Origin of the sequence: Nocardioides sp. P86 (assembly GCF_023712465.1) — a bacterium.
In the GTDB taxonomy this organism is placed as follows: Bacteria; Actinomycetota; Actinomycetes; order Propionibacteriales; family Nocardioidaceae; genus Nocardioides; species Nocardioides kribbensis.
Window position 1 is genome coordinate 38596 of record NZ_JAMAYE010000004.1, and the last position, 23828, is coordinate 62423.

The window sequence follows — 23828 nt, forward strand, 5'->3', positions numbered from 1 at the left end:
GCGGGTCAGGCGGTGGGGCGCCAGGTGCGCAGGGCGCGGGTGAATGCCTCGGGGTCGACGGTCTTGGCGGTGATGACGACGGGCGGGAGGCTGCGGCGCACGAACCTCACCTCCCAGCCGCGGCTGCCGGGCTCGCCGACCACCTCGACCTCGGTGGCGGGCTGCTGGAGGTCGAAGCTGTGGTGGCTGTCGGCGGTGCGGATGTCGACCACGCCGGCGGCGTCGATGCTCACCCGGGTGGAAGGGGTGCGGGCTCGGGCGCCGACGTAGACCAGCAGCACGGCGAGCAGCGCCAGGCCCAGCACGACGGCGTCGGTGGGGCTGCCGCCGATCGCCACACCGGCGGCGGCCACGAGGGCGGCCACGGCGAGGACCAGGGCGACCAGCGACGCGCGGCCGCGGGTGCGGGTGACGTCGGTGGCCGCGCCGGACGCCCGCTCGCCGATGGCCGCGGGCGAGCCTGCCCCCTCGTCGGCGTCGCCGCGGTGGCGCGAGTCGGTGACGGGGCGGGCGGCGACCGGTCGTCCCAGCAGCTGCTCGCGCGCCTCGGCGAGCTCGCGGGTCAGCTCGGCGGCGTGCTGCTCGGCCTCGAGACGATCCTGGAGCGCGGCCTCGACGAGCTCGGCCTGGTGACGCACCGACGACTCGACGGCCTGGCGGTCGATGGCCCGCTGCTCGGCGAGCGCCTCGGCCTCGGCGCGCAGGCGGGCCTGCTCGGTGGCGGCCTGCTCGGCGGCCTCCCGGGCGTCGTGGGCCGTCCGCAGCTCCTCGGCGTGCTGCTGCGCCGCGAGGGCGACCTCCTCGAGCGCCTCGATGGTGCGCTGCTCCGCGGCCTCGCGGTCGGCCACCGCGGCGGAGGCGAGCGCCACCTGCCGGGCGGCCTCCTCCTCGGCGGCGGTGCGGGCGCGCAGGGCCTCCTCGGCGGCGTGGTCGGCGGCCTCCCGGGCGTCGTACGCCGCACGGGCAGCCGCAGCGTGCTCGGCTGCGAGGGCGTCGGCGGCGGCGCGTGCCTCGTGGGCCGCCCGGGCCGCCTCGGCCTGTCCGGCGGCGGCGTCCTCGGCGGCGGTGCGGTCGGCGTGCGCGGCGAGAGCGGCCTCGGCCTGCGCCCGTGCGGTCTCCTCCGCGGCGGCGCGCTCGGACTGCGCGTGGTCGGCGGTCTCGCCCGACTCCCGGGCAGCCTGCTCGGCGGCGCGGCGCCCGGCGTGGGCCGACTCGGCCTCGGCGAGGGCGGCGGCGGCGGACTGGGCTGCGGCCGACTGGGCCTCGCCGGCCCGCCTGGCAGCCTCCTCCGCCTCGGCGCGGGCGGCCGTGGCGGCGGAGGCCGCGGTGGCCTGCTCGGCGGCGCGCTCGGCGGCGCGCTCGTCGGCCTGCCGACGGGCCGACTCGGCTGCGGCGGCGGCCTGGGAGGCCTCGGCCGCGGCGCTGTGGGCGGCGGTCTCGGCCAGCGCGGCCGCCGCGGCGGCCTCGGCCTGGCGCTGCGCCGCCTCCTCCGCGACCAGACGGGCCTGCTGGGCCTCCTGGGCCTGCTCGGCGGTCCGGGCGGCGGCGGCCTCGGCCTCGCGACGGGCCTCCAGGGCCGAGGCGGCCTGCGCGGCCGCCCGGGCCGCGGCACTGTCGGCCTGCTCGCGCCCGGCGAGGGCCTCGGTGCTGGTGCGCTCAGCGGCCTGCCGGGCGGTGACGGCCTCGGCGGCGACCTGCTCGGCCGCCTCCCGACCGGCTGCTGCTGCGGCGGCGGCCACCGCCGCCGCGGTCGCGGCGACCTCGGCGGCACCGCGGTCGCCGAGGGCCTGCTCGGCCAGGCGGGCCTGCTCGGCGGCGGCGACCTCCGCGCGGTCGCGCTCGGCGGCGGCGGACTCGGCGTCGGCCAGCGCGAGGTCGGCGGCCTCCCGGGCCTCGGCGACCGAGGCGGTGGCGGCCTCCTGCGCTGCGGTGATCGACCGTGCGGCGGCGGCACTGGAGGCGGCGACTTCCCGGGCGGCTGCCTCCCGCGCCTCGGCGACCGAGCGGGCAGCGGTGGCCTCGGCCTCCTCGACGGACCGCGCGGCGACGTCGGTGGCCTCTGCGACGGCGCGGGCGGCGTCGTGCTCGGCGCGCACGCGTGCCTCGAGGGCCTGCTCGGCCCGTCGGGCCGCCTCGGTGGCGGCGGTGTCGGCGGCCTCACGGCCGGCGAGGGCCTCGGCGGCGGTGGCCTCCGCGGCCGCGCGGGCCGTGGCCGACTCCGCGGCGCGGGCCTCGGCGCGCTCCTGCGCGGCGGCGGCGCTCGCTGCGGCCACCGCGGCTGCGGCCGCGCCCTGCTCCGCCGCGGCGCGCTCGGTGTGGGCCTGCTCGGCGCGGGCGGACTGCTCGGTCGCGGCCTCTTCGGCCTCGCGGCGGGCGACCGCGGCCGCCTCGGCCTCGGCGGTCGCCCGTGTGGCCGCCTCCTGGGCTCCGGCGATCGACCGGGCAGCGCTCGCCTCGGCCTCAGCGACGCTCTGCGCGGCGGCCTGCTCGGCGGCGACGCGGCCGGCCAGGGCCTCTTGCGCGGCGCGGGACGCCTCGGCCGCGGCGAGGTCGGCGGCCTCGCGGCCCGCGAGCGCGGTCGCGGCCGACTCCTCGGCCCGGGTGCGGGCCTCGGCGGCCTCCCGGGCGGCGGTGTCGGCGGCCTGGCGCGCGGTGTGGGCGGCGACGGCGGCGTGCTCGGCGTTCTCCCGGTCGGAGTGGGCGTGGGTGGCCGCCTCGGCGTGGGCGCGGGCGGCGTCGTCGGCGGCCCGGCGGGCGGTCGACGCCTCCTGGGCCACGCGGGCGGCCTCGGTGGCGGCGGCCTCGGCCGCTGCGCGCCCGGCGTACGCCGTCTCCGCGCCGGCGAGCGCCTCGCGCGCCGACTCCTCGGCTGCGGCCCGCTCGCGCGCAGCGGTCGCGGCGACCTCCTGGGCCTCCCGCAGGGCGACGGCGAGCTCCTCGGCCGCGACCGCCGCCGCTCGGGCGGACTCCTCGGCCCGGGCGCGGGCGGTGGCGGCCTGCTCGGCGGACTCCTCGGCGTCGCGCCGGGCGCGGGAGTGGTCGGCGGCGGCGCGGTCGGCGGCCTCGCGGGCGGCCCAGGCGTCGGCGGCGGCGCGCGCGTGGTCCTCGGCGCTGCGCTCGGCCTCGGTCAGGGCCCGGGAGGCGGCGCCGGCGTGCTCCTCGGCGACGAGGCGCTCCGCGGCCTGCTCGGCCGCGGCCAGCTCCGCGGAGTTGCGCAGCGACGCGGCGCGCTCGGCCGCGGCCGTGAGCTCGACGATGCGCGCCTGTAGCTCCTCGAGGCTCAGCGGCGGCAGCGGCGTCCCCTCGGCGCGGTCGCGGCGGCGCCAGAACCGGCCCGAGGTCTCCTCGGGCGGGAGGGGGGCGTCACCGGTGGGAGTCATGAGGACTCGCACCCTACTGGGGTCGACGCCCTCCAGCAGACCCTGCTGCGGCCTCGTCCGCGCCGGTGGGCCCGGGGGTGCTCAGTCCTCCTCGTCGGGGTCGTCGCGGTGGTCGGTGGGGGAGGCGCCACGCGTCGGTGGTGGCGGTGGGGCCCGTCGGACACCGTCGTGCGGGGGCGCCCCTGGGGAGGGCGGCAGGCCCAGCGCCTCGGCGAGGTGGGCGCTCTCCTCGTCGTCGAGACCAGGGTCCTCCCCGCCGGGTGCGGAGGCGGGTGCGGAGGCGTCCGCTGCCGCCGGGTCGCCGTCGCCGCGTCGGTGCGCGAGCGGGCGGGGGAGACCTGTCGGGTCGTCGGTGGTCGCGTGACGGTGCTCGGAGGCCGCGTGACCGGGGTGCTGCGTCACCGTGCGGGCCATGGCCTCGTCGAGGAGCGGGCCGAGCGCGAGACGAGCCTGGGCGGCATCGCCCTCGAGGGCCGCCGACCATCGGCCCAGCAGCGACTCCGCGAACCTCTCCGGCGACTGGCCCAGGGTCGCGGCGTCGCGTTCGATCGCCCGCACCGCGTCTGCGGGCGACACCCCCGTCAGGCCGCACACCACCCCGACCGCTTGCTGCACCACCACCGAGTCGTGGTCCGGGGGCACCGTCGACTCCTCTCGCCCGAGGACGCGGAGCCGGACCGGCGCACGCCCTCCGCCCCACGATCCCAGGCGGTCCTGCCCGCGTTCTTCACCCGTACGGCGGAGCCCGGACCCCTCGGTGACCTCGGCGCAGGGGGTCAGTAGACGAGCGCCTGGACGCCCTCGGCGAGGACCTCCTCGGTGAACACCGCGGCGCCGGCCACGCGCACCCCGGGGAGCACGTCGGCCTCGGTGATGCCGCGTCGCGTGGCGCACTGCGAGCACACGGTCACCCGGCCGAGCTCGCGCACGGTGTCGAGCAGGTCGGCGACGGGGGTGGCGTGGGGGAGCCCGAGGTCGGGCCCGCGACCGGCCACCGCGTAGGACGCGGCGTCGCCGGTGAGCCAGAGCGAGACGTCGGCGCCCATGGCCACGGCGGCCGCGGCCACGGTGAAGGCCTGGTTGGCGCGCTCGGGGTCGCCCTGCGCGCAGGTGACCTTGACGACGAGGGAGCGAGGCATGACCCCACGGTAGAGGGCGCGCAGGGAGGTGGCCCGGGCTGGACGCCCGGCCCTGCTCGAGGGTCACTCCGGCGTGCACACCGGCACCGGGGGAGCGGCGCGCGGTCGCCGCGAGGGCTCCAGGTCAGCCAGCGCGGCACCACCACGAGCAGGAGTTCGGCCGTCGGTGGGCGGGAGGGCGCGCCGCTAGAGTGACCCGGTGGTCTTCCAGCTCCCTGACAACCTCCACCCCCACTGCGGCCCGCTGGCCTGGATGCTCGGCACGTGGCGCGGCAGCGGCAAGGGCGATTACCCGACGATCGAGCCCTACGACTACCAGCAGGAGCTGATCTTCCAGCAGGACGGTCGCCCCTTCATCCACTACTTCGCGCGCTCGTGGATCGTCGACGAGCAGGGCCAGAAGGTCCGCGACGCCGCCCAGGAGACCGGCTTCCTGCGCTGCCCCGAGGCCGGCAAGGTGGAGCTGCTGCTCACGCACAACACCGGCTTCGTGGAGATCTGGTACGGCGAGGCCGCCGACGGCAAGCTCGAGCTCGCCACCGACGCGGTCGCGCGCACCGAGACCGCCAAGGAGGTCACCGCCGGCCACCGTCTCTACGGCAACGTCGAGGGCGACCTGCTCTACGCCTACGACATGGCCGCGGTCGGCCAGGCGCTCCAGCCGCACCTGTGGGCGCGCCTGCAGAGGGCCTGACCCGCCGATGGCCGACCACGAGCACGACCACGCGTCCGCCTCCGGGGGCGCCCGGCCCCCGGCCGACCTGCGCAGCCGGCTGCGCGGCAGCGGCTACCGGCTGACCCCGCAGCGCGAGCTCATCCTCGCCGCGGTCGAACGGCTCGGCCACGCCACGCCCGACGAGGTGCTGGCCGAGGTGCGGCGCCACTCCACCGCGGTCAACGTCTCGACGGTCTACCGCACGCTCGAGGTGCTCGAGGAGCTCGGCCTGGTCCGTCACGCCCACCTGTCCGACAGGGCCCCGACGTACCACTCCGTGACCGACCACGAGCACTTCCACCTGGTCTGCCGGAATTGCGAGCGGGTGACCTCCGTTGATGCTGACGTGGCCGCCGATCTGGTCGGACGCCTGGCCGCCGAGCAGCAGTTCGTGGTCGACATCGGGCACCTGACGGTCTTCGGCCACTGCCAGGACTGCTCGGCCAACCGTGAGGACACCCCGTGAGCGACCCCCGCCCGACGCCCAGCACGCTGCTCTCCCTGCCCGGTGCGGTCGCCGGCGACGGTGTCGACGCCCCGGTGGCGGCGCACTACGGCTCCTTCAACACCGAGCAGCGCGCGCTCGAGGCCGGCAACGGCTTCGTCGATCTCTCCCACCGCGACGTCGTGCGCCTGGAGGGCCCCGACCGGCTGACCTGGTTGCACAGCCTCACCAGCCAGTACTTCACCGGCCTCGCCCCCGGTGTCTGGACCTCCGCGCTGATCCTCAGCCCGCAGGGCCACGTCGAGCACGCCTTCACCGGCGTCGACGACGGCGAGGCCTTCGTCGCACACACCGAGCCGGGCGCCGCCGGGGCGCTGCTGGGCTTCCTGGAGCGGATGAAGTTCATGACCCGCGTCGAGCTCACCGAGGTCACCACCGACCTCGCGGTGACCTGGCGGGCCAGCACCCAGGGCTACGACCTCGTGCCCCGCGACCAGCTCCACGCGTACGCCGATGCCGCCGGGCCGGCCGCGGGCCTGTGGGCCTTCGAGGCGCTGCGCATCGCCCGCGGCGAGCCGCGCCACGGTCTCGACACCGACGCGCGCACCATTCCCAACGAGGCCGGCTGGGTCGGCCCCGCGGTGCACCTCGACAAGGGCTGCTACCGCGGCCAGGAGACCGTCGCCCGCGTGCACACCCTGGGCCGTCCGCCGCGGCGTCTCACCCTGCTGCACCTCGACGGCACCGAGAACCGTCTGCCCACCCGCGGCGCCGAGCTGCGCCACGGCGAGAAGGTCATCGGCTTCGTCGGCACCTCCGCGCGCCACCACGAGCTCGGCCCCATCGCCCTGGCCATGGTCAAGCGCAACGTGCCCCTCGACGCGACCCTCGACGTCGAGGGCATGCCCGCCGCCCAGGAGGTCGTCGTCGACCCCGAGGTCGGCCTGCACGTGCGCCCGCTGCGCTGAGGCGGAGCCGGGGCGCTCCCGGGCTCGTCAGCCCCGGCGGTACTGCACGTGGGTGTCGGGCGCAGCGTGCCCGAACCCCAGCCGCGAGTACGTCGCGACCGCGGCCTCGTTGTCGGACTCGACGTAGAGCAGCACCTCGCCGACCCCGAGCCCGGCCAGGTGGTGCAGCCCCGCCAGCGTGACCACCCGGCCCAGGCCCTGGCCCTGGGCCACCGGGTCGACGCCGACGACGTAGACCTCGCCGAGGTCGGGGGAGTGCTGCTTGGTCCAGTGGAAGCCGACCAGCGAGCCGTCGCGCTCGGCCACGACGAGGCCCGCGGGGTCGAACCACGCCTCCGCCATCCGCTCGGCCAGCTCGGCCCGGTCCATCGCCCCCTGCTCGGGGTGGTGCGCGAAGGCCGCGGCGTTGACGCGCACGACCTCGTCGGCGTCGGTGTCGACGTAGGAGCGCACCGTGACCCCGTCGGGCACGACGAGACCGGGCAGCGGCTCGGCCATGGCCCGCCGCATCACCCACAGGTCACGCACCCGCTCGAACCCGTACGCCGCGGCCAGCGCCGCCGCCGCGGGGTGGTTGCCGTGCGACCACGCGAGCAGCTCGCCCCCGCCGGCCTCGGCCAGCTCCGCCGACACCAGCCCCGACGCGACGCCGGCGCCCCGCGCGGGCGGGTCCACCACGACGGTGAGCTCGCGCCCGACCACCAGCGCGAAGCCACCGTCGACCACCCGGTGACGGGCGCGCTCGGGGTGGCGCCGCAGCGTGCGCCAGGTGGCCTCGTCGAGGGGTGCCGCCCCGTCGTGCGCCTCGGCCGCCGCAGCGATCCGCTCGATCTCGTCCATCCCGTCCGCCCTGTCCACGCCGGCCACCCTAGGCGGGCCCGGCGTCCACCCTGCAGGGTGGCGCGGGTCCGGGGTGCCAGCGGGGACGGTGGAGGGATGAGTCCCCACCCCGACACGAGCGCCGAGCCCGCAGCCACGACGAGCGCGCGCGAGCACCGCGACCCCGACGACGACGGCAAGCCCGACTCGCCGACCGACCTCACCAAGCGTTCCTGGATCTACGTCGCGCGCAAGACGATGCGCGAGTTCTCCAAGGACCAGTGCACCGACGTCGCTGCGTCGCTGACCTACTACGCCGTCCTCGCCCTCTTCCCGGCGATGATCGCGCTGCTGTCGCTGGTCAGCCTGGTGGGGCGCGGCCCGGAAACGGTCGACACGCTGCTGCAGATCCTGCGCGACGTCGGCGCCGGGTCGGCCGCCGACACGGTCGAGCCCACGTTGCTGGAGCTGGCCGCGGCGCCCGGGGCCGGCCTCGCGCTGGTCGTCGGGCTCGCCACCGCCCTGTGGTCCGCGAGCGGCTACGTCGGCTCCTTCGGTCGTGCGATGAACCGCATCCACGAGACCGGCGAGGGTCGCCCGTTCTACGTGCTGCGCCCCGTGATGCTGGCGCTGACCGCCGTGCTGGTGGTGCTCGTGGCCCTGGTGGCCGTGGGCCTCGTGGTCACGGGTCCCGCCGCGCAGGCCGTCGGCGACGCGATCGGTCTCGGTGACACCGCGGTGCTGGTGTGGAGCATCGCCAAGTGGCCGGTCATGCTCGCCGTGGTCGTGCTGATCGTGGCGCTGCTCTACTACGTGACGCCCAACATCAAGCAGCCGACGTTCCGCTGGGTCTCGATGGGCGCCGTCCTGGCCATCCTCACCTGGGTGCTCGTCTCGGCGGCGTTCGGCTTCTACGTCGCCAACTTCTCCAGCTACAACACGACCTACGGCTCGCTGGCCGGCGTCATCGTGTTCCTGCTGTGGCTGTGGCTGACCAATCTCGCGCTCCTGTTCGGCGCCGAGCTCGACTCCGAGCTCGAGCGGGGCCGCGAGCTGCAGGCGGGACTGCCCGCCGAGGAGGAGCTCCAGCTGCCTCCGCGCATGACCAAGGGCCTGGAGAAGGCCGAGGAGAAGCGCCGCGAGGACGTCGAGAGGGGCCGCCGGCTGCGCACGTCGCGGGGCGAGGACGGCTGACACGAGCGAGGGCCCGGGCGGACTCGCCCGGGCCCTCCTCCCACTCACCCCGGCGGGGTGCTCACGCCTCGAGCGCGGCGGTCTCCTGCGGAGCGGCGGAGCCGACCTCGATCTTGCGCGGCTTGGCCTTCTCGGCCACCGGCACGACCAGGCGCAGCACGCCGTCGTCGTAGGTCGCCTCGATGCGCTCGAGGTCGAGGTTGTCGCCCAGCACGAGCTGGCGGCTGAAGCTGCCGGTCGTGCGCTCGGAAGCGAGGCGCTCCCAGTCGCCGTTGCGCCGCACGCGCTCGGCGCGCACGGTCAGGACGTTGCGCTCGACGTCGAGGTCGATGCTGTCGCGGGCCACGCCGGGCAGGTCGAACTCGATGACGAAGCGGTCACCCTCGCGCCAGGCGTCCATCGGCATGGCGGCCGGGCGGTTGGTGGTGCCCAGCAGCTGCTGGGTCAGGCGGTCGAAGTCGCGGAACGGGTCGGTGGTGCGCAGCAGCATGGCGTGTCCTCCTGGTCGTCTCTGGTGGTCGATGCGGTGGTGACGGTCTGCGTGAGCCCGTCATGTGTATCAACGGTTATAGGTTTGTTGTACCGCAGAGATGACGTAGGTTCAAGCGCGGAGGTGGACCGTGTCGACACAGCAGCGCAGCACGCAGCACAGCACGGCTCAGGAGGGCGTCTTCGCCATCTCGGTGGCCGCGCGGATGGTGCGCATGGAGGTGCAGAACCTGCGCGTCTACGAGCGCCGCGGACTGCTGACGCCCGAGCGCACCGACGGCGGCAACCGCCTCTACTCCGAGGGCGACATCGCCACCCTGCACCGCATCCGGGAGCTGCTGGCCGAGGGGCTCAACCTCGCCGGCATCGCCCGGGTCCTCGCCCTCGAGCACGAGGTCGCGGCCCTGCGCCGCCGGCTCCGCACGGCGGAGGGCGGCTGACGGAGCGAGCGGCCCCGGTCAGGCGTCGACCGACCGCCCGGTGCGCGCGTCGGCCTCGACGGCGCCCTTCTCCTTGGTCGGCAGCACGAAGCGGTAGCCGACGTTGCGCACGGTGCCGATGAGGGTCTCGTTCTCGGGGCCGAGCTTGGCGCGCAGCCGTCGCACGTGGACGTCGACGGTGCGGGTGCCGCCGAAGTAGTCGTAGCCCCAGACCTCCTGCAGCAGCTGCTGGCGGCTGAAGACCCGGCCCGGGTGCTGGGCGAGGAACTTCAGCAGCTCGAACTCCTTGAACGTGAGGTCGAGCGACCGGCCGCCGATCTTGGCGGTGTAGGTGGCGTCGTCCACGACGACCTCGCCGGAGCGGATGACGTGGGCGTCGGGGTCGGCGGCCTCGCGACGGGCGTTGAGCCGGCCGATGGCCAGCTTGATCCGCGCCTCCAGCTCGGCGGGCCCACAGGTGTGCAGCACGACGTCGTCCATGCCCCAGTCGTGGTTGACCACGGCCAGGCCGCCCTCGGTCACCACGAGCAGCACGGGCACGTCGGTGCCGGTGGTGCGGATGAGCCGGCACAGGTCGCGGGCGTGGGCGAGGTCCTGTCGTCCGTCGACCAGGAGGAGGTCGGAGTCGGGGGCCTCGAGCAGTGCGCTCCCCTCGGCGGGCAGGATCTTGACCTGGTGTCCCAGCAGCGAGAGCCCGGGCAGCACCTCGGCGGACGGCTGCAGGGCACTGGTCAGCAGTAGAAGGGTGCTCACGGTGGTCTCCTCCCAGAGGATGGGGCAGGCGACCGAAACGCAACGCTGGGCTCCGGCGAGGTGCTACGCAGGACACACTAGGAAACTCCGGGGACACATTGGAAGGTTCCAAAGTGAATGAGACCGAAATCATCCACGTTCGTTACTGGGCCGGCGCCAAGGCGGCGGCCGGCGTCGGTGGCGACCGGATCGACGTGAGCGGCCCGATCTCGCTCGCCGAGGTCGTACGCCGTGCGACCGCGCTCCACCCGGGCACCAACCTGCCCGCGGTGCTGGCGGTGTGCTCCACGCTGGTCGGCGAGCAGCCGGTCGGCAGCCGCGACCCCGACACCGTCCTCGTGGAGCCGGGCGGCTCGGTGGAGTTCCTGCCGCCCTTCGCGGGCGGCTAGGCGCGGCGGCCGGGACCACGGCCAGGACCCCGACCGGAACAACGGCCGCCCCCGTGCGGTTGACCACCCGTGTCCTCCGGAATCGTCATCGCCCTCGTCGCGGTCGTCGTCGCCCTCGCCTTCGGTCTCCACCGTCTGCGCACCGACGGTCGGTTCTCCTCGGCCCGCGCCGGGACGGCGGCCGCGCAGCCGTCCGCTGACGACGCCCCGCCGGCGGACGGGCAGCGCGTGGCGGCAGAGGTCCCCGGCGCTCCTGCGACCTGGCAAGCGGTCCTGGAGGCCGTCCCCTCCGCCCGGCTCGGCCGGCAGGCGACCCTGCTGCAGTTCTCCAGTGCCTTCTGCGCGCCCTGCCGGGCCACGAAGCGCACCCTGAGTGAGGTCGCCGACGTCGTGCCCGGCGTGGTGCACCTCGAGGTCGACGCCGAGCACCACCTCGACCTGGTCCGGCGCCTCGACGTCCTCCGCACGCCGACCACCCTGGTCCTCGACGCCACCGGCGTGGAGGTCGCCCGCGCGGCCGGCGCCCCGCGCAAGGAGCAGGTGCTGCAGGCGCTCGGTCGGGCGTGAGCGTCCGCGGCGTTGTCCGCCATACGGACCGCCGTCTCACGGGGCGAGATGTCGTGTCGTCGGTGAGCAGCGGGTCGCCGTACCCTGGACCCATGTCCTCGACCTGGCTGACGAAGCGACGCGCAGTGGACCACTGCCGCGTGCGCTCCTCGCTGTGTCGCACGCCCTGACCGAGCTGCCGCGTCTCGACTCGTAAGTCGACTGATCCAGTGCAGTAATCTCGGTGCGGTCGTCCCTCGACCCGCCAGCGAGGCGCTCCGGCGCCGCCGCCTTCGTCCGAGCAGGAGAGACATGTCCACCACCAGCACCCGCCCGTCCGCCCCGACCGGCGCCGGCATCGACCCCCGGGGGCCGCAGCTCACCGCCACGCTCACCGCGGTCGTCCTCCTGGTCGTGCTGGTCCTACCGCCGACCCCGGCCGCCGTGCTCACGGCGGTGCAGGCCGCGTTCTTCGCCCTCGGGGCGGCGCGCGGCGTGCAGCACACGCCCCACGCCTGGCTGTTCCGCACCGTCGTGCGCCCGCGGCTCTCGCCGCCCGACGAGCTCGAGGACCCGGCCCCGCCGCGCTTCGCGCAGACGGTGGGTCTCGTCTTCACCCTGGTCGCCCTGGTCGGTTACCTGACCGGCGTCGTGCTGCTCGCGCAGGTCGCGATCGGCCTCGCCCTCGTCGCCGCCCTGCTCAACGCCGTCTTCCGGTTCTGCCTGGGCTGCGAGATGTACCTCCTGATCAAGCGCGCCACCGCCTGAGCGCCGTCCCTCCGACGAAGCACACACCAGACCCCCGCGCCGCAGGGCGCAACAGAAAGGTAATGACATGAGCCGCGAGAACTCCCTCGTCTCGACCCAGTGGGTCGAGGACCACCTCGACGACCCGAAGGTCGTCGTCATCGAGGTCGACGAGGACACCACGTCCTACGACAAGGGCCACATCAAGGGCGCCATCAAGCTCGACTGGACCACCGACCTCCAGGACCAGGTGCGCCGCGACTTCGTCGCCAAGGACCAGTTCTCGGCGCTGCTCTCCGAGCGCGGCGTCTCCAACGACGACACCGTGATCCTCTACGGCGGCAACAACAACTGGTTCGCGGCCTACGCCTACTGGTACTTCAAGCTCTACGGCCACGACGACGTCAAGCTCATGGACGGCGGTCGCAAGAAGTGGGAGCTCGACTCCCGTGAGCTCACCGACGAGCTGCCCACCCGCGACAAGGCCAGCTACACCGCCTCGGAGCAGGACCGCTCCATCCGCGCCTTCCGCGACGACACCGTGGCCGCCATCGGCGCGCAGAACCTCGTCGACGTGCGCAGCCCCGACGAGTACGCCGGTCGCCTCCTCGCCCCGGCCCACCTCCCGCAGGAGCAGGCCCAGCGCGCCGGCCACGTGCCGACCTCGATCAACGTGCCGTGGAGCAAGAACTGCAACGACGACGGCACCTTCAAGTCCGACGAGGACCTCAAGGCCCTCTACGCCGAGGCCGGCATCGACGACTCCAAGGACACCATCGCCCTGTGCCGCATCGGTGAGCGCTCGTCGCTGACCTGGTTCGTGCTCAAGGAGCTCCTCGGACACCAGAACGTCAAGAACTACGACGGCTCCTGGACCGAGTACGGCTCGCTCGTCGGCGTGCCCGTCGCCCTCGGCGACGAGCCCGGCCAGGCCGACGGGCAGGGCGCCTGATGTGCGGCGCGACCGAGGGCGGTCTGTCTCTCGACGGCGTCAACGTCGCCAAGGAGGCCATCGTGCAGGGCCAGGTCGTGCGTGACGGCGAGCCCGTCGGCAACGCCTACGTGCGCCTGCTCGACCGCACCGGCGAGTTCACCGCCGAGGTCCCGACCTCGGCCACCGGTCACTTCCGGTTCTTCGCCGGCGAGGGGGAGTGGACCCTGCGCACCCTCGCCCCCAAGGCCGAGCCCGTCGACAAGAGGGTCCACGCCGCCGTCGGCAGCGTGGCCGAGGTCGTCGTCGCGATCTGAGCCTCGCGCGCAGGCGCCGCCTGCGCGTCACGCACGAAGGCCCCCGACCTCGCGGTCGGGGGCCTTCGTCGTGCTGGGCGTGGGTCAGCCGGCGTTGTTGATCATGCCGGCGCCGACGGTGATGCCGGTGGCCTCGTCGATGAGGATGAACGAGCCGGTGGTGCGGTTCTTCGAGTACGGGTCGCACAGCAGCGGCACCGTGGTGCGCAGGGTGACGCGACCGATCTCGTTGACCCCGAGCTCCTTGGTCTCCTGGTCGCGGTGCAGCGAGTTGACGTCCAGGCGGTACTGGATGTCCTTGACCAGGGCGCGGGCGTTGCGGGTGGTGTGCTTGATGGCCAGCTTCTGGCGCGGCTTGAGCGGCGCTGTGGTCATCCAGCAGACCATCGCGTCGATGTCCTGGCTGGGCTGCGGGGCGTTCTTGACCCGGGCGATCATGTCGCCGCGCGAGACGTCGACGTCGTCCTCGAGGCGCACGGTCACCGACATGGGCGGGAACGCCTCGGTGACCTCCTGGTCGAAGAGGTCGATGCCGGCGATCTTCGAGGTCATGCCGCTGGGCAGCACGACCACCTCGTCGCCCGGCTTGAGCACGCCGCCGGCGACCTGGCCGCCGTAGCCGCGGTAGTCGTGGTGCTCGTCGGACTTCGGGCGCACGACGTACTGCACGGGGAAGCGCGCGTCGATGAGGTCGCGGTCGGAGGCGACGTGCACGTGCTCGAGGTGGTGCATGAGGGTGGGCCCGGAGTACCAGCCCATGTTCTCGGAGCGGTTGACGACGTTGTCGCCGGCCAGGGCCGAGATCGGGATGACCTCGAGGTCGGGGATGTTGAGCTTCGTCGCGAACTGGGTGAACTCGGCGTGGATCTTCTCGTAGACCTCCTGGGAGTAGTCGACGAGGTCCATCTTGTTCACCGCGAGCACGAGGTGGGGCACCCGCAGCAGCGACAGGATCACCGCGTGGCGGCGCGACTGCTCGGTGAGGCCCTGACGGGCGTCGACGAGCACCAGACCGAGGTCGGCGGTGGAGGCGCCGGTGACCATGTTGCGGGTGTACTGCACGTGGCCCGGGGTGTCGGCGATGATGAACTTGCGGTTGGGCGTCGCGAAGTAGCGGTAGGCCACGTCGATGGTGATGCCCTGCTCGCGCTCGGAGCGCAGACCGTCGGTCAGCAGCGCGAGGTCGGTGTAGTCGTAGCCCTTGGACTGGCTGGTGGCCTCGACGGCCTCCATCTGGTCCTCGAAGATCGACTTGGAGTCGAGCAGCAGGCGACCGATGAGGGTCGACTTGCCGTCGTCGACCGACCCGGCGGTCGCGAACCGCAGGAGGTCCATGTTGGTGGTGATGGTCTCGGTGGTCTCGGTGTCGCTGGCGGCCATCAGAAGTAGCCCTCCTTCTTGCGGTCTTCCATGGCGGCCTCGGAGAAGCGGTCGTCGCCGCGGGTGGCGCCGCGCTCGGTGACCCGGGCGACCGCCACCTCCTCGATGATCTTCTCGATGGTGTCGGCGTCAGACTCCACGCAGCCGGTCTGGCTGAGGTCGCCCACGGTGCGGAAGCGGACGGTGCGCTCGGAGACGGTCTCGCCCGCGCGCAGCGGGTTGAGGTCGTTCTCGCTCAGCAGCATGCCGTCGCGCTCGAAGACGCGGCGCTGGTGGGAGTAGTAGATCGAGGGGATCTCGATGCCCTCGCGACCGATGTAGTCCCAGATGTCCAGCTCGGTCCAGTTGGAGATGGGGAAGATGCGCATGTGCTCGCCCTCGTGCAGGCGCCCGTTGTAGAGGCTCCACAGCTCGGGGCGCTGCATCTTCGGGTCCCACTGGCCGAACTCGTCGCGGTGGGAGTAGACGCGCTCCTTGGCGCGGGCCTTCTCCTCGTCGCGGCGACCGCCACCGAAGGCGGCCGTGAACTGGCCCTCCTCCAGCGCGTTCAGCAGCGTGCCGATCTGCAGGCGGTTGCGGCTGGTCTTGCCGTCGTCGACGACGATGCCGTCGGCGATGGCCTGGTCGACCGAGGCCACGATCAGGCGCAGGCCCAGGCGCTCGGCCCAGGAGTCGCGGGTGGCGAGCACCTCGGGGAAGTCGAGACCGGTGTCGACCTGCAGCACCGGGAAGGGGATCTTCGCGGGGTAGAAGGCCTTCTCGGCGAGGCGGAGCATCACGATGGAGTCCTTGCCGCCCGAGAACATCAGGACGGGCTTCTCGAACTCCGCTGCGACCTCACGGAAGATGTGGATCGACTCCGCTTCCAGCTGGTCGAGCTGGCTCAGCCGGTAGTCGGCGTGCGTTTCGGGCATGCGAAAGGGGACCTCTCCTCGGGACAGCAGCCCTCATCGTAGACCCGGCGCGGCCCGGGGCATGAAACGTCCACGTTGTCGCGCGTCATAGGGCACAAAGCCGGCCGGGAGGACGGCCCGGTGCGCACCGGCGGTCGCGGGGGCGGCGGGGGCGGTCGGCGGTCCGGGCCCCCGCTAGCGTTGCGTCACCATCGTCGGACGCAGGGGTTCCATGAAGCGCGCTCTCATCACCGGTATCACCGGGCAGGACGGCTCCTACCTGGCCGAGCTGCTGCTCGGCAAGGGCTACGAGGTGCACGGCCTCCTCCGGAGGTCCTCCACCTTCAACACCTCGCGGATCGACCACCTCTACCAGGACGTCCACGACCCCGACGCGCGCCTGCTGCTCCACCACGGCGACATCACCGACGCCGGACGGCTGATCCAGCTCGTCGAGCGGGTGCAGCCCGACGAGGTCTACAACCTGGCCGCGCAGTCGCACGTCAGGGTCAGCTTCGACGAGCCGGCCCACACCACCGACGTCACCGGTGTGGGGGCCGTGCGGCTGCTCGAGGCGGTGCGGGCCAGCGGCGTGCCGGCGCGGTTCTACCAGGCGTCGAGCTCGGAGATGTTCGGCGCGGTGAACCCGCCGCAGAGCGAGGAGACCGCGCTGCACCCGCGCTCGCCGTACGGCGTCTCGAAGGTCTTCGCGCACTGGATGACCCGCAACTACCGCGACGGCTACGGGATGTTCGCGGTCAGCGGCATCCTCTTCAACCACGAGTCCCCGCGTCGCGGGGAGACCTTCCTGACCCGCAAGGTGACGCGCGCGGTGGCGGCGATCAAGACCGGCCGAGCCGACCACGTCTACCTCGGCAACCTCGACGCGGTCCGCGACTGGGGCTACGCCCCGGAGTACGTCGAGGGCATGTGGCGGATGATGCAGGCCGACGAGCCGCAGGACTACGTCCTCGCGACCGGCCGCGACTTCAGCGTGCGCGACTTCGTCGCGGCGGCCTTCGACCACGTCGGCCTCGACTGGGAGCGCCACGTCCGCTTCGACGAGCGCTACCTGCGGCCCACCGAGGTGGACGCGCTGCTGGGCGATCCGGGCAGGGCCGAGGCCGAGCTGGGCTGGAAGGCCACCGTGCACGTGCCGGAGCTGGCCCGGCTCATGGTCGACGCCGACCTCGAGGCCCTCGAGCACGAGGGTCCGACCTGGATCGACCGCCCGGTGCTAACCGACTGGCCGGTCGTCGGTCGGGCCTGAGCCCTCCCCGACGCCCGCCCGTGCGGCCGCACGGTCGGTGCGCGAGCCGCCGTAGGACCACGAGTCGAGCTCGGAGACGGTCGGGGCGCCGAACATCGGCAGCCCCTGGCCCTTGCGCAGGAAGCCCCAGACGACGGGCACCAGCACGGCCATGACCAGGCCGATGACGCCGATAAGGACCGGGTGGGTCTCCTCGCGGCCCAGGGGCGCCCAGCCGGCCTTGTCGAGCAGCGCGACGCCCGACATGGTCAGCACCACCACGATGCCGCGGCGGATGAACGACTGCGGCACCTTGGGGGCGATCTTGCTGCCCAGGATGGTGCCGGGCACCGAGCCGATGATGAGCGGGATCGCGATGCCCCAGTCGAGGCCGTTGATGGCGATGTTGGAGATGGCCGCGGCGAGCACGAGCGGCACGGCCTGGACCAGGTCGGTGCCGACCAGCTTCACCGCCGACAGGCCGGGGTAGAGCATGAGCAGCGCGATCATGATGACCGAGCCCGAGCCGACGCTGGTGATGCCGACCAGGATGCCGCCCAGGGCGCCCACGAGCAGCGTGGGGATCGGACGGACCTTGGGGTCGGGGTCGCCGGTGGGGCCGCCGGCGCGCACGCGGCGCAGGTTGACGTAGAGCCGCAGCGCGTAGGTGAAGGCGGCCAGCAGCAGCGCGAAGCCGATGCTGAGCTTCAGGACGCGGTCGAGCTGCTCCTCGTCGGTGGTGAAGAAGTGCACGAGGTAGGGCCCGGCGAAGGCCATCGGCACCGAGCCGAGGATCAGCCAGCCCGCCATCTTGAAGTTCGGAGAGCCCTCCTTGGCGTGCACGGCGGCACCGCCGGTCTTGTAGACGGCCGCCGCGGTGAGGTCGGCGGTCACGATCGTGGCCGCCTCACCGCCGCCGACGCCGAGGAAGATCAGGGCCGGCGTCATCAGGGCGCCGCCGCCCATGCCGGTCAGCCCCACGACGATCCCGACGAGGAAGCCCGCCGCGAGGATCGAGAGCGCGGTCAGGGTGAGGATCTCGGTCATGCGGGGATCCTCCTGGATCCGACGAGGGCGGGGACGACGACGCGCAGGAGATCATCGATCCGGGTGGCGGGCGACGCGGGCGCGCTCACGGCGTGGGCCCCGTCGACAGGGTCGCCGGGGTCGAGGAGTCGACACGCGCCGCAGGTCGCTGAGCGCCCGACAGGAGGTCGAGGTAGCCGGCGTCGCGCAGGGCGAGGAGCACGTCGTGGAGGGCGTCGTCGATGGAGCGGCCCGTGGTGTCGACGCGGACGTCGGCGTCCGTGGGCTCCTCGTAGGGCGAGGAGATGCCGGTGAACTCGGGGATCTCGCCGCGGCGGGCCTTGGCGTAGAGCCCCTTGCGGTCACGCCGCTCGCACTCCTCGAGCGGGGTGGCGACGTGGACCAGGAAGAAGGCGCCGCCGGCGGCGTCGACCATCTCGCGCACCTGCTGGCGGGTCTCGTCGAAGGGGGCGATGGGGCTGCACACGGCCAGCCCGCCGTGGCGGGAGACCTCGGCGGCGACCCAGCCGATGCGGCGGATGTTGGTCTCGCGGTCGGCCTTGGAGAAGGTCAGGCCGGCCGAGAGGTTGCGGCGCACGACGTCGCCGTCGAGGGAGGTCAGGCTGCGCCGGCCCTGCTCGAGCACGCGGTCCATCAGCGCCTGGGCCAATGTCGACTTGCCGCTGCCCGAGAGGCCGGTGAAGAAGAGCACCAGGCCCTGGTCCTCGGGGGACGGGCGGTCGCGGTCGACGATGGCCGCGACGTCGTCAGGGAGATCGGCGTCGTCGCCGGCGTCGGGCAGGGCCAGCACCGGGTCGCCGGCGGCGAAGGTCTCCACGACCTGCACGCCGAGGGCGTGGTCGGCCTCGGCGTCCTCGTGGGAGGCCAGCGGCACGGCCACGACGACGGCGTCGGGCAGCGAGGCGGCGGCGGCCAGCGTGGCCCGGACCAGGGCGACCGGCGACAGGTCCGCCGTGCCGGTGCCGACGAGGGCGAGCAGCGCGACGGGGCCGACCTCGCGCAGCCGCGCGAGCTGGTCGAGGCCCAGCGGGCCGGCGACGGGCACGAAGGTGCGGCCGGCGTACTGGTCGCGGACCGCGGCGGGGGAGAGGTGGCGGTCGCGGAAGGGACCGTACTGCGCGTGGGTCAGGGCCTCGACCGGTCCGGTCGGCCAGGGCGCGCGCGCCAGCGGCAGGCCCTCGGGGTCGACCAGCTCGACGGCACCGGCGGCCCGGGCCGCCTCGTCGACGTCGGGCGGGAGGGTCAGCGTCACGACGCTGCCGTCCTGGTTGAAGCCCGTCAGCGGCGCGAGGGCCCCGGTGGTGAGCAGCTCGAGGTCGTCGAGCTCTCGTGGGGTCGGGCAGTGCTGGGGCACGGAGGAGGCAGGCACGGCCGCCATCCTAAGCGGAGTAATCGAGGGGACTTGAGCGGTCGACTCGGCGTCGGTCGGAGCGAGGCACGCGGCTAACCTCGCGGGCATGTCCTCAGCCCAGCCAGCAGCCGAGATGCCCGTCGTCGTCGCCGAGATCCAGCGCTCCGGATTCGTCGAGGGCCACCACTACGGATCGGTCGTGGCGCTGAGCGCCGACGGAGCCGTGGAGTGGTCGGTCGGCGCGGTCGAGACGCCGATCCTGCCGCGCTCGTGCAACAAGCCGGTGCAGGCCCTCGGCATGGTCGAGGCCGGCCTCGACCTGCCGCCCGACCTGCTCGCGCTGGCCTGCGCGTCGCACTCCGGGGAGCCCTTCCACATCGACGGCGTCCGGCGCATCCTCGCCACTGCAGGGCTCGACGAGAGCCTGCTGCTGACGCCGGCCGACTACCCGCTCGACGACCAGGCCCGTGAGGACGTCATCCGCGCCGGCGGCGCCAAGGCGCCGGTGCTCATGAACTGCTCGGGCAAGCACGCCGCCATGCTCGTCACCTGCGCGGTCAACGGCTGGGACCTCGCGACCTACCGCGACGCCGACCACCCGCTCCAGGTCGCACTCCGGACCACCTTCGAGCGGCTCACCGGCGAGGCCGTGGACACCGTGGCCGTCGACGGGTGCGGCGCGCCGCTGCTGTCGACCTCGCTGGTCGGTCTCGCACGGGCCTTCCGCGCCCTCGCGGTGGCCGAGGACGGCCCCGAGCGCCGGATCGCCGAGGCGATCCGGGCCTTCCCGCAGAACGTGTCGGGCACCCGGCGCGACGAGCTCACCCTGCTCACCGCCCTGCCGGGTGCGATCGGCAAGGCGGGCGCGGAGTCCTGCTACGCCGTCGCCCTGCCCGACGGGCGGGCCTTCGCGCTGAAGACCGACGACGGCGCCCCGCGGGTGCGCCCGGTGCTGATGGCCGAGGCGCTGCGGCGCAGCGGGGTCGACGCCGAGCTGTGGGTGGACGGGGAGGCCGTGCGGCGCACGGGTGAGCTGGTGCTGCTGGGCGGGGGAGTGCCGGTCGGGCGGATCGCGGCCTGCTTCTGAGCTCATCCGGAAGGGTGTGCTAGCGGTGCTAGCGGGAATAGGCCCGGCCGTGTGAGGCGGTGCACAGTGCTAGCGCTTGCAAGCGCTAGCAATTGCTAGCACCATGGAACGCATGGCACAGGGAAAGGTCGGCAAGACCGTCGTCTCGCTCGGCGACTACCTCAAGGAGCAGCGCACCACAGCGCAGCTCTCCTTGCGGCAGCTCGCCCAGCAGGCCGGCGTCTCCAACCCCTACCTCAGCCAGATCGAGCGCGGGCTGCGCAAGCCCTCCGCCGAGGTGCTCCAGCAGATCGCCAAGGCGCTGCGCATCTCGGCGGAGCAGCTCTACATCCACGCGGGCATCGTCAGCCCCGACGACGGCGTCGGCGGCAGCGTGGAGATCGCCGTGCTCAACGACACGGCGCTCACCGAGCGGCAGAAGCAGTCCCTGCTCGACGTCTACCAGAGCTTCCTCGCGCTGAACGCCACCGGGCAGAGCACCTCCCCGGCCGCCGCCGGCGACGAGGCCTGAGCGACCACCACCCAGGTCCGGCACGGAGCCGGACCGACCCCACAGGAGGAAACAGACATGGCGAAGGCCAAGTTCGACATCAAGACCGAGGCGACCAAGGGCCTCTACGCGGGTGCCGGCGTGGCCGACCTCGCCGTCGAGGCGGTCCGCGACTACGTCGCCGACGTGCAGAAGAAGGTCTCCGACGTGCAGAAGGACGTGCACGCCAAGGTCAACGGCCTCAAGCCCGCCGCCCTGCGCGACAAGGCCACCACCGCGGTCAGCAACCGCGTCGAGACCATCACCGACGAGGCCAAGGCCCGCCGCGAGGCCATCGAGGCCCGCGTCGCCGAGCTCCAGGCGCTCCCCACGCGCGTGCAGTCGGCCGTCAACGAGAACGTCGACACCGCCACCTCGGCCTACGCCGACCTGGCCAAGCGCGGCGAGGTCCTCGTCGGGCGCATCCGCAAGCAGGAGTCGACCCAGGCCACGGTGAAGCAGGCCAAGTCGACCAAGGCCCGCGCGAAGACCACCGCGACCCAGGCCAAGAAGTCGGGCGAGGCCACCACGAAGCAGGCCGAGACCTCGGCCAAGAACACGGCCGAGACCGCGAAGAAGGCTGCGGCCTCGACCCGCAGCACCGCCAAGACCGCGGCCAAGAAGACCACCTCCACGGCCAAGACCGCCGCGAAGAAGACCACCACCACGGCCAAGAAGACCTCGGCGCCCGCCCAGAGCAGCGCGAAGGCCACCACCACCACGGCCAAGAAGACCGCCTCCGCCGCCACCGAGGCCGTCACCGAGGCCGCCAAGAAGGTCGGCGACTGAAGAGACCCCGACGACGACCAGCTGATGCTGTTCTGACTCACGCACGACGACGAGACCCCCGGGCCCGCTGGCCCGGGGGTCTCGTCGTTCGGTGGGCAGGGCGTCGTTGGCTAGGCTCGGGGCGTGCCCAACGTGACCGAGCTCGAGCTCAACTTCTACCTCGTCGTGGCCTTCGTGATCCTCGTGGTGAAGATCTTCACCTTCGTCAACGCGCTGATGTTCTCCGGCGAGGCCTACGAGGCGGCCGGCAAGCTGACCAAGCCGGCCTGGTGCCTGATCCTCGGCATCGGCGTGGCGGTCAACGTGCTCCTGCTGGGCTCGCCCATCTCGTTCCTCAACCTGATCTTCCTCCTCGCGGCGCTGGTCTACCTCGCCGACGTGCGGCCTGCGCTGCTCTCGTTGACCAGGCGGTGAGACGCTCCGGCCTCTACGCTGTGCCGGTGCGGCGTCTTCTGGCGGTCGGTTTCTTCCTCGCCCTGACCGTCCTGGCGCTTCTGCTGCTCGCGGGTCACGGCCCGTGGGCGGGGGAGTCGTTCTGGGCGTTCGACGAGTCCCACGGACTGAACACCGGGGACGTCCCGGTCCTGGCGATCTGGGGCATGGGCGTGGTGGGGTGCGTCCTGCTCTGGACCCACGACAGCTGAACCGACGCTCGCCCTAGTCACAAATGACTAGGGCGGTCGCGCCGATCGCATCGTGCGCGTGGTCTGTGGACGCCGCGATGATCGTGGTGTGAACCTCGTCCTCGCCCTCCTCGTCGGATGGATGCTGCTGTCGGTGCCGCTCGGCCTCGCCGTGGCCGCCGTGCTCCGAGGTCCGAGAGGACGCGTGCGGGTCGGCTCACTCGCGCCCGTGCCCGTAGTCGGAGACAGTGCCCTCATGGACGTCGCCTGATCGGACGCTGCGACCGTCCGGGCTCCTCAGTCCGGCCCCGAACGACGGGCCGATGAAGTTTCGATGTCGGCGTCGTTCCGAGCGCGCTGCTGCCCTTACCCTTTACTGTGAGCGGTCACCACGGCCGCCGCCGTCGGCGCTTGCTCCGACGGCAAGCACGGGGGGACGAGAGACATGGCATCTGAGTTCGAGCAGCGGCCCTGGGGCGCCTGGTACGTCCTGGACGAGGACGAGGGCTTCAAGGTCAAGCGGATCGACGTCAAGCCGCATTCGCGGCTGAGCTACCAGACGCACGAGCACCGCGCGGAGCACTGGTTCGTCGTGACCGGCAAGGCGACCTGCGTCATCGACGGGGAGACCGTCATCGCCGGGCCGGGTCAGACCGTCGACGTGGAGATCGGGCAGGCCCACCGGATCATGAACGAGGAGGACACCCTCCTGCAGATCGTGGAGATCCAGATGGGCCGCTACACCGGCGAGGACGACATCGTGCGCCTCGAGGACGACTACGGGCGGCACGACGAGAGCTGAGGGATGATCGCGCTCGGAGTGCCGGGCGAACGCCGGAGGGTCTAGTCACAACGGACTAGACCCTCCGGCGCGTTCGTGTGCAGCGGGCCGCCTGTCCCGCCCTCGATGATGAGGGGGTGAACGCCGTCCTGATCCTGCTCGTGACGTGGATCCCGCTCTCCCTCCCGCTGGGCATCGCTGTCGCTGCGGTCCTGCGGGGTGCGTTCTCCTCAGCTCGCCGTGGGCGTGCGCGCCGTCGGCTCACCCTCGTGCCCGGCGCAGGGGACGTCGAGGCCCCGCTGGCCGACGTCGCGTGACGGGCTCCGCAGCGTCACCCCCAGTGCGATAGCCCGGAAGGGCCAGCCTGTTCGGGTGGAGGTCGTCTGCGGCCCTGGCGGGTAAAGTCAGGGGAGTCCCGAGGCACCTCGTGGTCCTGCCGTCCAAGGCGGGCCCGCCCCGGGTCGCTCGACCACCCTGGCGCCGCGGCGCCGGTCAGGCGCTCCCCGTGATCCTCACCCACCTGCTGACGCAGCCCGGCCTCTGCTCGCTGCGATACGCCGGTGACCTCGACGCGTTCACCGCTGCGTCCATCCGACGAGCCGTCGGCGACGCCCTGGCGTCGGGTTGTCGTCAGGTCGTGCTCGATCTCACCGACGTGGCCTTCGTCGACGGCTCAGCCCTCGGGGTGCTCGCGCGCACCTGGGCCGATGTCACCAGGTCGGGAGCCGGCATCGTGATCGAGAGCGCGAGCGCCACGTTCGAGCGGACGTCGCGGCGCGCCGGCACCACCGCGGTCTTCGCGTCGGCCTGAGGGCCGGCCCGTCGTA

The 23828-nt window shown here is 73.4% G+C and carries 30 protein-coding genes; 20 read left to right on the plus strand and 10 right to left on the minus strand.

Annotation, left to right across the window (positions count from 1 at the left end):
- Window positions 1-5: 5 nt before the first annotated feature.
- The 3 genes from M3673_RS19405 to M3673_RS17835 all read right to left on the minus strand — a co-directional run bounded on the left by M3673_RS19405 (window position 6) and on the right by M3673_RS17835 (window position 4519).
- Window positions 6-3380 (minus strand): hypothetical protein, encoded by a 3375-nt coding sequence (locus M3673_RS19405; RefSeq protein ID WP_285839753.1) that lies wholly within the window; start codon window positions 3378-3380, stop codon window positions 6-8.
- A gap of 81 nt (window positions 3381-3461) precedes the next feature.
- Window positions 3462-4022: a hypothetical protein gene (locus M3673_RS17830; protein ID WP_251535344.1), complete on the minus strand. Its 561-nt coding sequence runs from the start codon at window positions 4020-4022 to the stop codon at window positions 3462-3464.
- Between the two features lie 134 nt (window positions 4023-4156).
- Window positions 4157-4519 (minus strand): DsrE family protein, encoded by a 363-nt coding sequence (locus M3673_RS17835; RefSeq protein WP_056863419.1) that lies wholly within the window; start codon window positions 4517-4519, stop codon window positions 4157-4159.
- A gap of 199 nt (window positions 4520-4718) precedes the next feature.
- Here M3673_RS17835 and M3673_RS17840 point away from each other — a divergent pair, with 199 nt between their 5' ends.
- Genes M3673_RS17840 through M3673_RS17850 form a run of 3 tightly spaced genes read left to right on the plus strand, consistent with a single transcriptional unit; the run spans window position 4719 to window position 6647 of the window.
- Window positions 4719-5213 (plus strand): FABP family protein, encoded by a 495-nt coding sequence (locus M3673_RS17840; RefSeq protein WP_193666286.1) that lies wholly within the window; start codon window positions 4719-4721, stop codon window positions 5211-5213.
- Window positions 5214-5220: 7 nt separating this feature from the next.
- Window positions 5221-5700 (plus strand): Fur family transcriptional regulator, encoded by a 480-nt coding sequence (locus tag M3673_RS17845; protein WP_193666285.1) that lies wholly within the window; start codon window positions 5221-5223, stop codon window positions 5698-5700.
- A complete protein-coding gene (locus M3673_RS17850) occupies window positions 5697-6647 on the plus strand; it encodes a folate-binding protein (RefSeq protein ID WP_251535346.1) in 951 nt (316 codons plus the stop codon). Before M3673_RS17845 ends, M3673_RS17850 begins: the two co-directional genes overlap by 4 nt.
- A gap of 27 nt (window positions 6648-6674) precedes the next feature.
- Here M3673_RS17850 and mshD read toward each other — a convergent pair whose 3' ends face one another.
- The gene (gene mshD, locus M3673_RS17855) at window positions 6675-7505 is read right to left on the minus strand and encodes a mycothiol synthase (protein WP_251535348.1); all 831 of its coding nucleotides are present in this window, start codon (window positions 7503-7505) and stop codon (window positions 6675-6677) included.
- 78 nt (window positions 7506-7583) lie between these two features.
- Here mshD and M3673_RS17860 point away from each other — a divergent pair, with 78 nt between their 5' ends.
- The gene (locus M3673_RS17860) at window positions 7584-8660 is read left to right on the plus strand and encodes a YihY/virulence factor BrkB family protein (protein ID WP_251535350.1); all 1077 of its coding nucleotides are present in this window, start codon (window positions 7584-7586) and stop codon (window positions 8658-8660) included.
- A gap of 61 nt (window positions 8661-8721) precedes the next feature.
- Here M3673_RS17860 and M3673_RS17865 read toward each other — a convergent pair whose 3' ends face one another.
- Window positions 8722-9150 carry an Hsp20/alpha crystallin family protein gene (locus M3673_RS17865; RefSeq protein WP_056863424.1) on the minus strand — a complete coding sequence of 143 codons (429 nt, stop codon included), beginning with the start codon at window positions 9148-9150 and terminating at the stop codon, window positions 8722-8724.
- Window positions 9151-9280: 130 nt separating this feature from the next.
- Between M3673_RS17865 and M3673_RS17870 the strand changes: the two genes are divergently transcribed.
- Window positions 9281-9589: a MerR family transcriptional regulator gene (locus M3673_RS17870; protein ID WP_251535352.1), complete on the plus strand. Its 309-nt coding sequence runs from the start codon at window positions 9281-9283 to the stop codon at window positions 9587-9589.
- A gap of 18 nt (window positions 9590-9607) precedes the next feature.
- Here M3673_RS17870 and M3673_RS17875 read toward each other — a convergent pair whose 3' ends face one another.
- Window positions 9608-10342 carry a response regulator transcription factor gene (locus M3673_RS17875; protein WP_193666282.1) on the minus strand — a complete coding sequence of 245 codons (735 nt, stop codon included), beginning with the start codon at window positions 10340-10342 and terminating at the stop codon, window positions 9608-9610.
- Between the two features lie 113 nt (window positions 10343-10455).
- Here M3673_RS17875 and M3673_RS17880 point away from each other — a divergent pair, with 113 nt between their 5' ends.
- The 5 genes from M3673_RS17880 to M3673_RS17900 all read left to right on the plus strand — a co-directional run bounded on the left by M3673_RS17880 (window position 10456) and on the right by M3673_RS17900 (window position 13272).
- A complete protein-coding gene (locus M3673_RS17880) occupies window positions 10456-10731 on the plus strand; it encodes a MoaD/ThiS family protein (RefSeq protein ID WP_193666281.1) in 276 nt (91 codons plus the stop codon).
- 69 nt (window positions 10732-10800) lie between these two features.
- On the plus strand, window positions 10801-11298 hold the full coding sequence (locus tag M3673_RS17885) for a thioredoxin family protein (protein WP_251535354.1): 498 nt from the start codon (window positions 10801-10803) through the stop codon (window positions 11296-11298).
- A 291-nt stretch (window positions 11299-11589) separates the two neighbouring features.
- Window positions 11590-12045 (plus strand): DUF4395 domain-containing protein, encoded by a 456-nt coding sequence (locus M3673_RS17890; protein ID WP_193666279.1) that lies wholly within the window; start codon window positions 11590-11592, stop codon window positions 12043-12045.
- Window positions 12046-12112: 67 nt separating this feature from the next.
- Window positions 12113-12976: a sulfurtransferase gene (locus M3673_RS17895; protein ID WP_193666278.1), complete on the plus strand. Its 864-nt coding sequence runs from the start codon at window positions 12113-12115 to the stop codon at window positions 12974-12976.
- Window positions 12976-13272 (plus strand): DUF1416 domain-containing protein, encoded by a 297-nt coding sequence (locus M3673_RS17900; protein WP_056863429.1) that lies wholly within the window; start codon window positions 12976-12978, stop codon window positions 13270-13272. The genes M3673_RS17895 and M3673_RS17900 overlap by 1 nt, the downstream gene beginning before the upstream one ends.
- 84 nt (window positions 13273-13356) lie before the next feature.
- On the opposite strand, the gene M3673_RS17905 is transcribed toward M3673_RS17900, so the two are convergent.
- A complete protein-coding gene (locus tag M3673_RS17905) occupies window positions 13357-14652 on the minus strand; it encodes a sulfate adenylyltransferase subunit 1 (protein ID WP_056863430.1) in 1296 nt (431 codons plus the stop codon).
- Window positions 14652-15566, minus strand: coding sequence for a sulfate adenylyltransferase subunit CysD (cysD, locus tag M3673_RS17910; protein ID WP_251535356.1), 915 nt, complete (start codon window positions 15564-15566; stop codon window positions 14652-14654). Before cysD ends, M3673_RS17905 begins: the two co-directional genes overlap by 1 nt.
- Before the next feature lie 211 nt (window positions 15567-15777).
- Between cysD and gmd the strand changes: the two genes are divergently transcribed.
- Window positions 15778-16815, plus strand: coding sequence for a GDP-mannose 4,6-dehydratase (gene gmd, locus M3673_RS17915; RefSeq protein ID WP_193666277.1), 1038 nt, complete (start codon window positions 15778-15780; stop codon window positions 16813-16815).
- Here gmd and M3673_RS17920 read toward each other — a convergent pair.
- Window positions 16783-17841, minus strand: coding sequence for a sulfite exporter TauE/SafE family protein (locus M3673_RS17920; protein WP_251535358.1), 1059 nt, complete (start codon window positions 17839-17841; stop codon window positions 16783-16785). The genes gmd and M3673_RS17920 overlap by 33 nt on opposite strands.
- A gap of 85 nt (window positions 17842-17926) precedes the next feature.
- Window positions 17927-19210, minus strand: a complete 1284-nt coding sequence (cysC, locus tag M3673_RS17925) for an adenylyl-sulfate kinase (RefSeq protein ID WP_251535360.1) — start codon at window positions 19208-19210, stop codon at window positions 17927-17929.
- Between the two features lie 88 nt (window positions 19211-19298).
- Between cysC and M3673_RS17930 the strand changes: the two genes are divergently transcribed.
- The 9 genes from M3673_RS17930 to M3673_RS17970 all read left to right on the plus strand — a co-directional run bounded on the left by M3673_RS17930 (window position 19299) and on the right by M3673_RS17970 (window position 23812).
- Window positions 19299-20279, plus strand: coding sequence for an asparaginase (locus M3673_RS17930; protein ID WP_251535362.1), 981 nt, complete (start codon window positions 19299-19301; stop codon window positions 20277-20279).
- Window positions 20280-20391: 112 nt separating this feature from the next.
- Window positions 20392-20790: a helix-turn-helix domain-containing protein gene (locus tag M3673_RS17935; protein ID WP_193666274.1), complete on the plus strand. Its 399-nt coding sequence runs from the start codon at window positions 20392-20394 to the stop codon at window positions 20788-20790.
- 57 nt (window positions 20791-20847) lie between these two features.
- Window positions 20848-21597, plus strand: a complete 750-nt coding sequence (locus M3673_RS17940; RefSeq protein WP_251535364.1) for a hypothetical protein — start codon at window positions 20848-20850, stop codon at window positions 21595-21597.
- 123 nt (window positions 21598-21720) lie between these two features.
- Window positions 21721-22011, plus strand: a complete 291-nt coding sequence (locus M3673_RS17945; RefSeq protein WP_251535366.1) for a DUF2516 family protein — start codon at window positions 21721-21723, stop codon at window positions 22009-22011.
- A gap of 26 nt (window positions 22012-22037) precedes the next feature.
- Window positions 22038-22241 carry a hypothetical protein gene (locus M3673_RS17950; RefSeq protein ID WP_156697800.1) on the plus strand — a complete coding sequence of 68 codons (204 nt, stop codon included), beginning with the start codon at window positions 22038-22040 and terminating at the stop codon, window positions 22239-22241.
- A gap of 88 nt (window positions 22242-22329) precedes the next feature.
- Entirely contained in the window at window positions 22330-22491 is a 162-nt protein-coding gene (locus tag M3673_RS17955) for a hypothetical protein (RefSeq protein WP_193666272.1), read from the plus strand.
- Window positions 22492-22665: 174 nt separating this feature from the next.
- On the plus strand, window positions 22666-23022 hold the full coding sequence (locus M3673_RS17960) for a phosphomannose isomerase type II C-terminal cupin domain (RefSeq protein WP_251535368.1): 357 nt from the start codon (window positions 22666-22668) through the stop codon (window positions 23020-23022).
- Between the two features lie 116 nt (window positions 23023-23138).
- The gene (locus M3673_RS17965; protein ID WP_251535370.1) at window positions 23139-23318 is read left to right on the plus strand and encodes an intracellular growth attenuator family protein; all 180 of its coding nucleotides are present in this window, start codon (window positions 23139-23141) and stop codon (window positions 23316-23318) included.
- 188 nt (window positions 23319-23506) lie between these two features.
- Window positions 23507-23812 (plus strand): STAS domain-containing protein, encoded by a 306-nt coding sequence (locus M3673_RS17970; RefSeq protein WP_251535372.1) that lies wholly within the window; start codon window positions 23507-23509, stop codon window positions 23810-23812.
- Window positions 23813-23828: the final 16 nt, after the last annotated feature.

Excerpts from the sequence above, each read along its gene's own strand:
- M3673_RS19405 (WP_285839753.1), bottom strand. The coding sequence starts at position 3,380 with ATGACTCCCACCGGTGACGCCCCCCTCCCGCCCGAGGAGACCTCGGGC.
- M3673_RS17835 (WP_056863419.1), bottom strand. The coding sequence starts at position 4,519 with ATGCCTCGCTCCCTCGTCGTCAAGGTCACCTGCGCGCAGGGCGACCCC.
- M3673_RS17845 (WP_193666285.1), top strand. The coding sequence starts at position 5,221 with ATGGCCGACCACGAGCACGACCACGCGTCCGCCTCCGGGGGCGCCCGG.
- M3673_RS17860 (WP_251535350.1), top strand. The coding sequence starts at position 7,584 with ATGAGTCCCCACCCCGACACGAGCGCCGAGCCCGCAGCCACGACGAGC.
- M3673_RS17865 (WP_056863424.1), bottom strand. The coding sequence starts at position 9,150 with ATGCTGCTGCGCACCACCGACCCGTTCCGCGACTTCGACCGCCTGACC.
- M3673_RS17890 (WP_193666279.1), top strand. The coding sequence starts at position 11,590 with ATGTCCACCACCAGCACCCGCCCGTCCGCCCCGACCGGCGCCGGCATC.
- M3673_RS17895 (WP_193666278.1), top strand. The coding sequence starts at position 12,113 with ATGAGCCGCGAGAACTCCCTCGTCTCGACCCAGTGGGTCGAGGACCAC.
- M3673_RS17900 (WP_056863429.1), top strand. The coding sequence starts at position 12,976 with ATGTGCGGCGCGACCGAGGGCGGTCTGTCTCTCGACGGCGTCAACGTC.
- M3673_RS17905 (WP_056863430.1), bottom strand. The coding sequence starts at position 14,652 with ATGGCCGCCAGCGACACCGAGACCACCGAGACCATCACCACCAACATG.
- cysD (WP_251535356.1), bottom strand. The coding sequence starts at position 15,566 with ATGCCCGAAACGCACGCCGACTACCGGCTGAGCCAGCTCGACCAGCTG.
- gmd (WP_193666277.1), top strand. The coding sequence starts at position 15,778 with ATGAAGCGCGCTCTCATCACCGGTATCACCGGGCAGGACGGCTCCTAC.
- M3673_RS17920 (WP_251535358.1), bottom strand. The coding sequence starts at position 17,841 with ATGACCGAGATCCTCACCCTGACCGCGCTCTCGATCCTCGCGGCGGGC.
- M3673_RS17930 (WP_251535362.1), top strand. The coding sequence starts at position 19,299 with ATGTCCTCAGCCCAGCCAGCAGCCGAGATGCCCGTCGTCGTCGCCGAG.
- M3673_RS17935 (WP_193666274.1), top strand. The coding sequence starts at position 20,392 with ATGGCACAGGGAAAGGTCGGCAAGACCGTCGTCTCGCTCGGCGACTAC.
- M3673_RS17940 (WP_251535364.1), top strand. The coding sequence starts at position 20,848 with ATGGCGAAGGCCAAGTTCGACATCAAGACCGAGGCGACCAAGGGCCTC.
- M3673_RS17960 (WP_251535368.1), top strand. The coding sequence starts at position 22,666 with ATGGCATCTGAGTTCGAGCAGCGGCCCTGGGGCGCCTGGTACGTCCTG.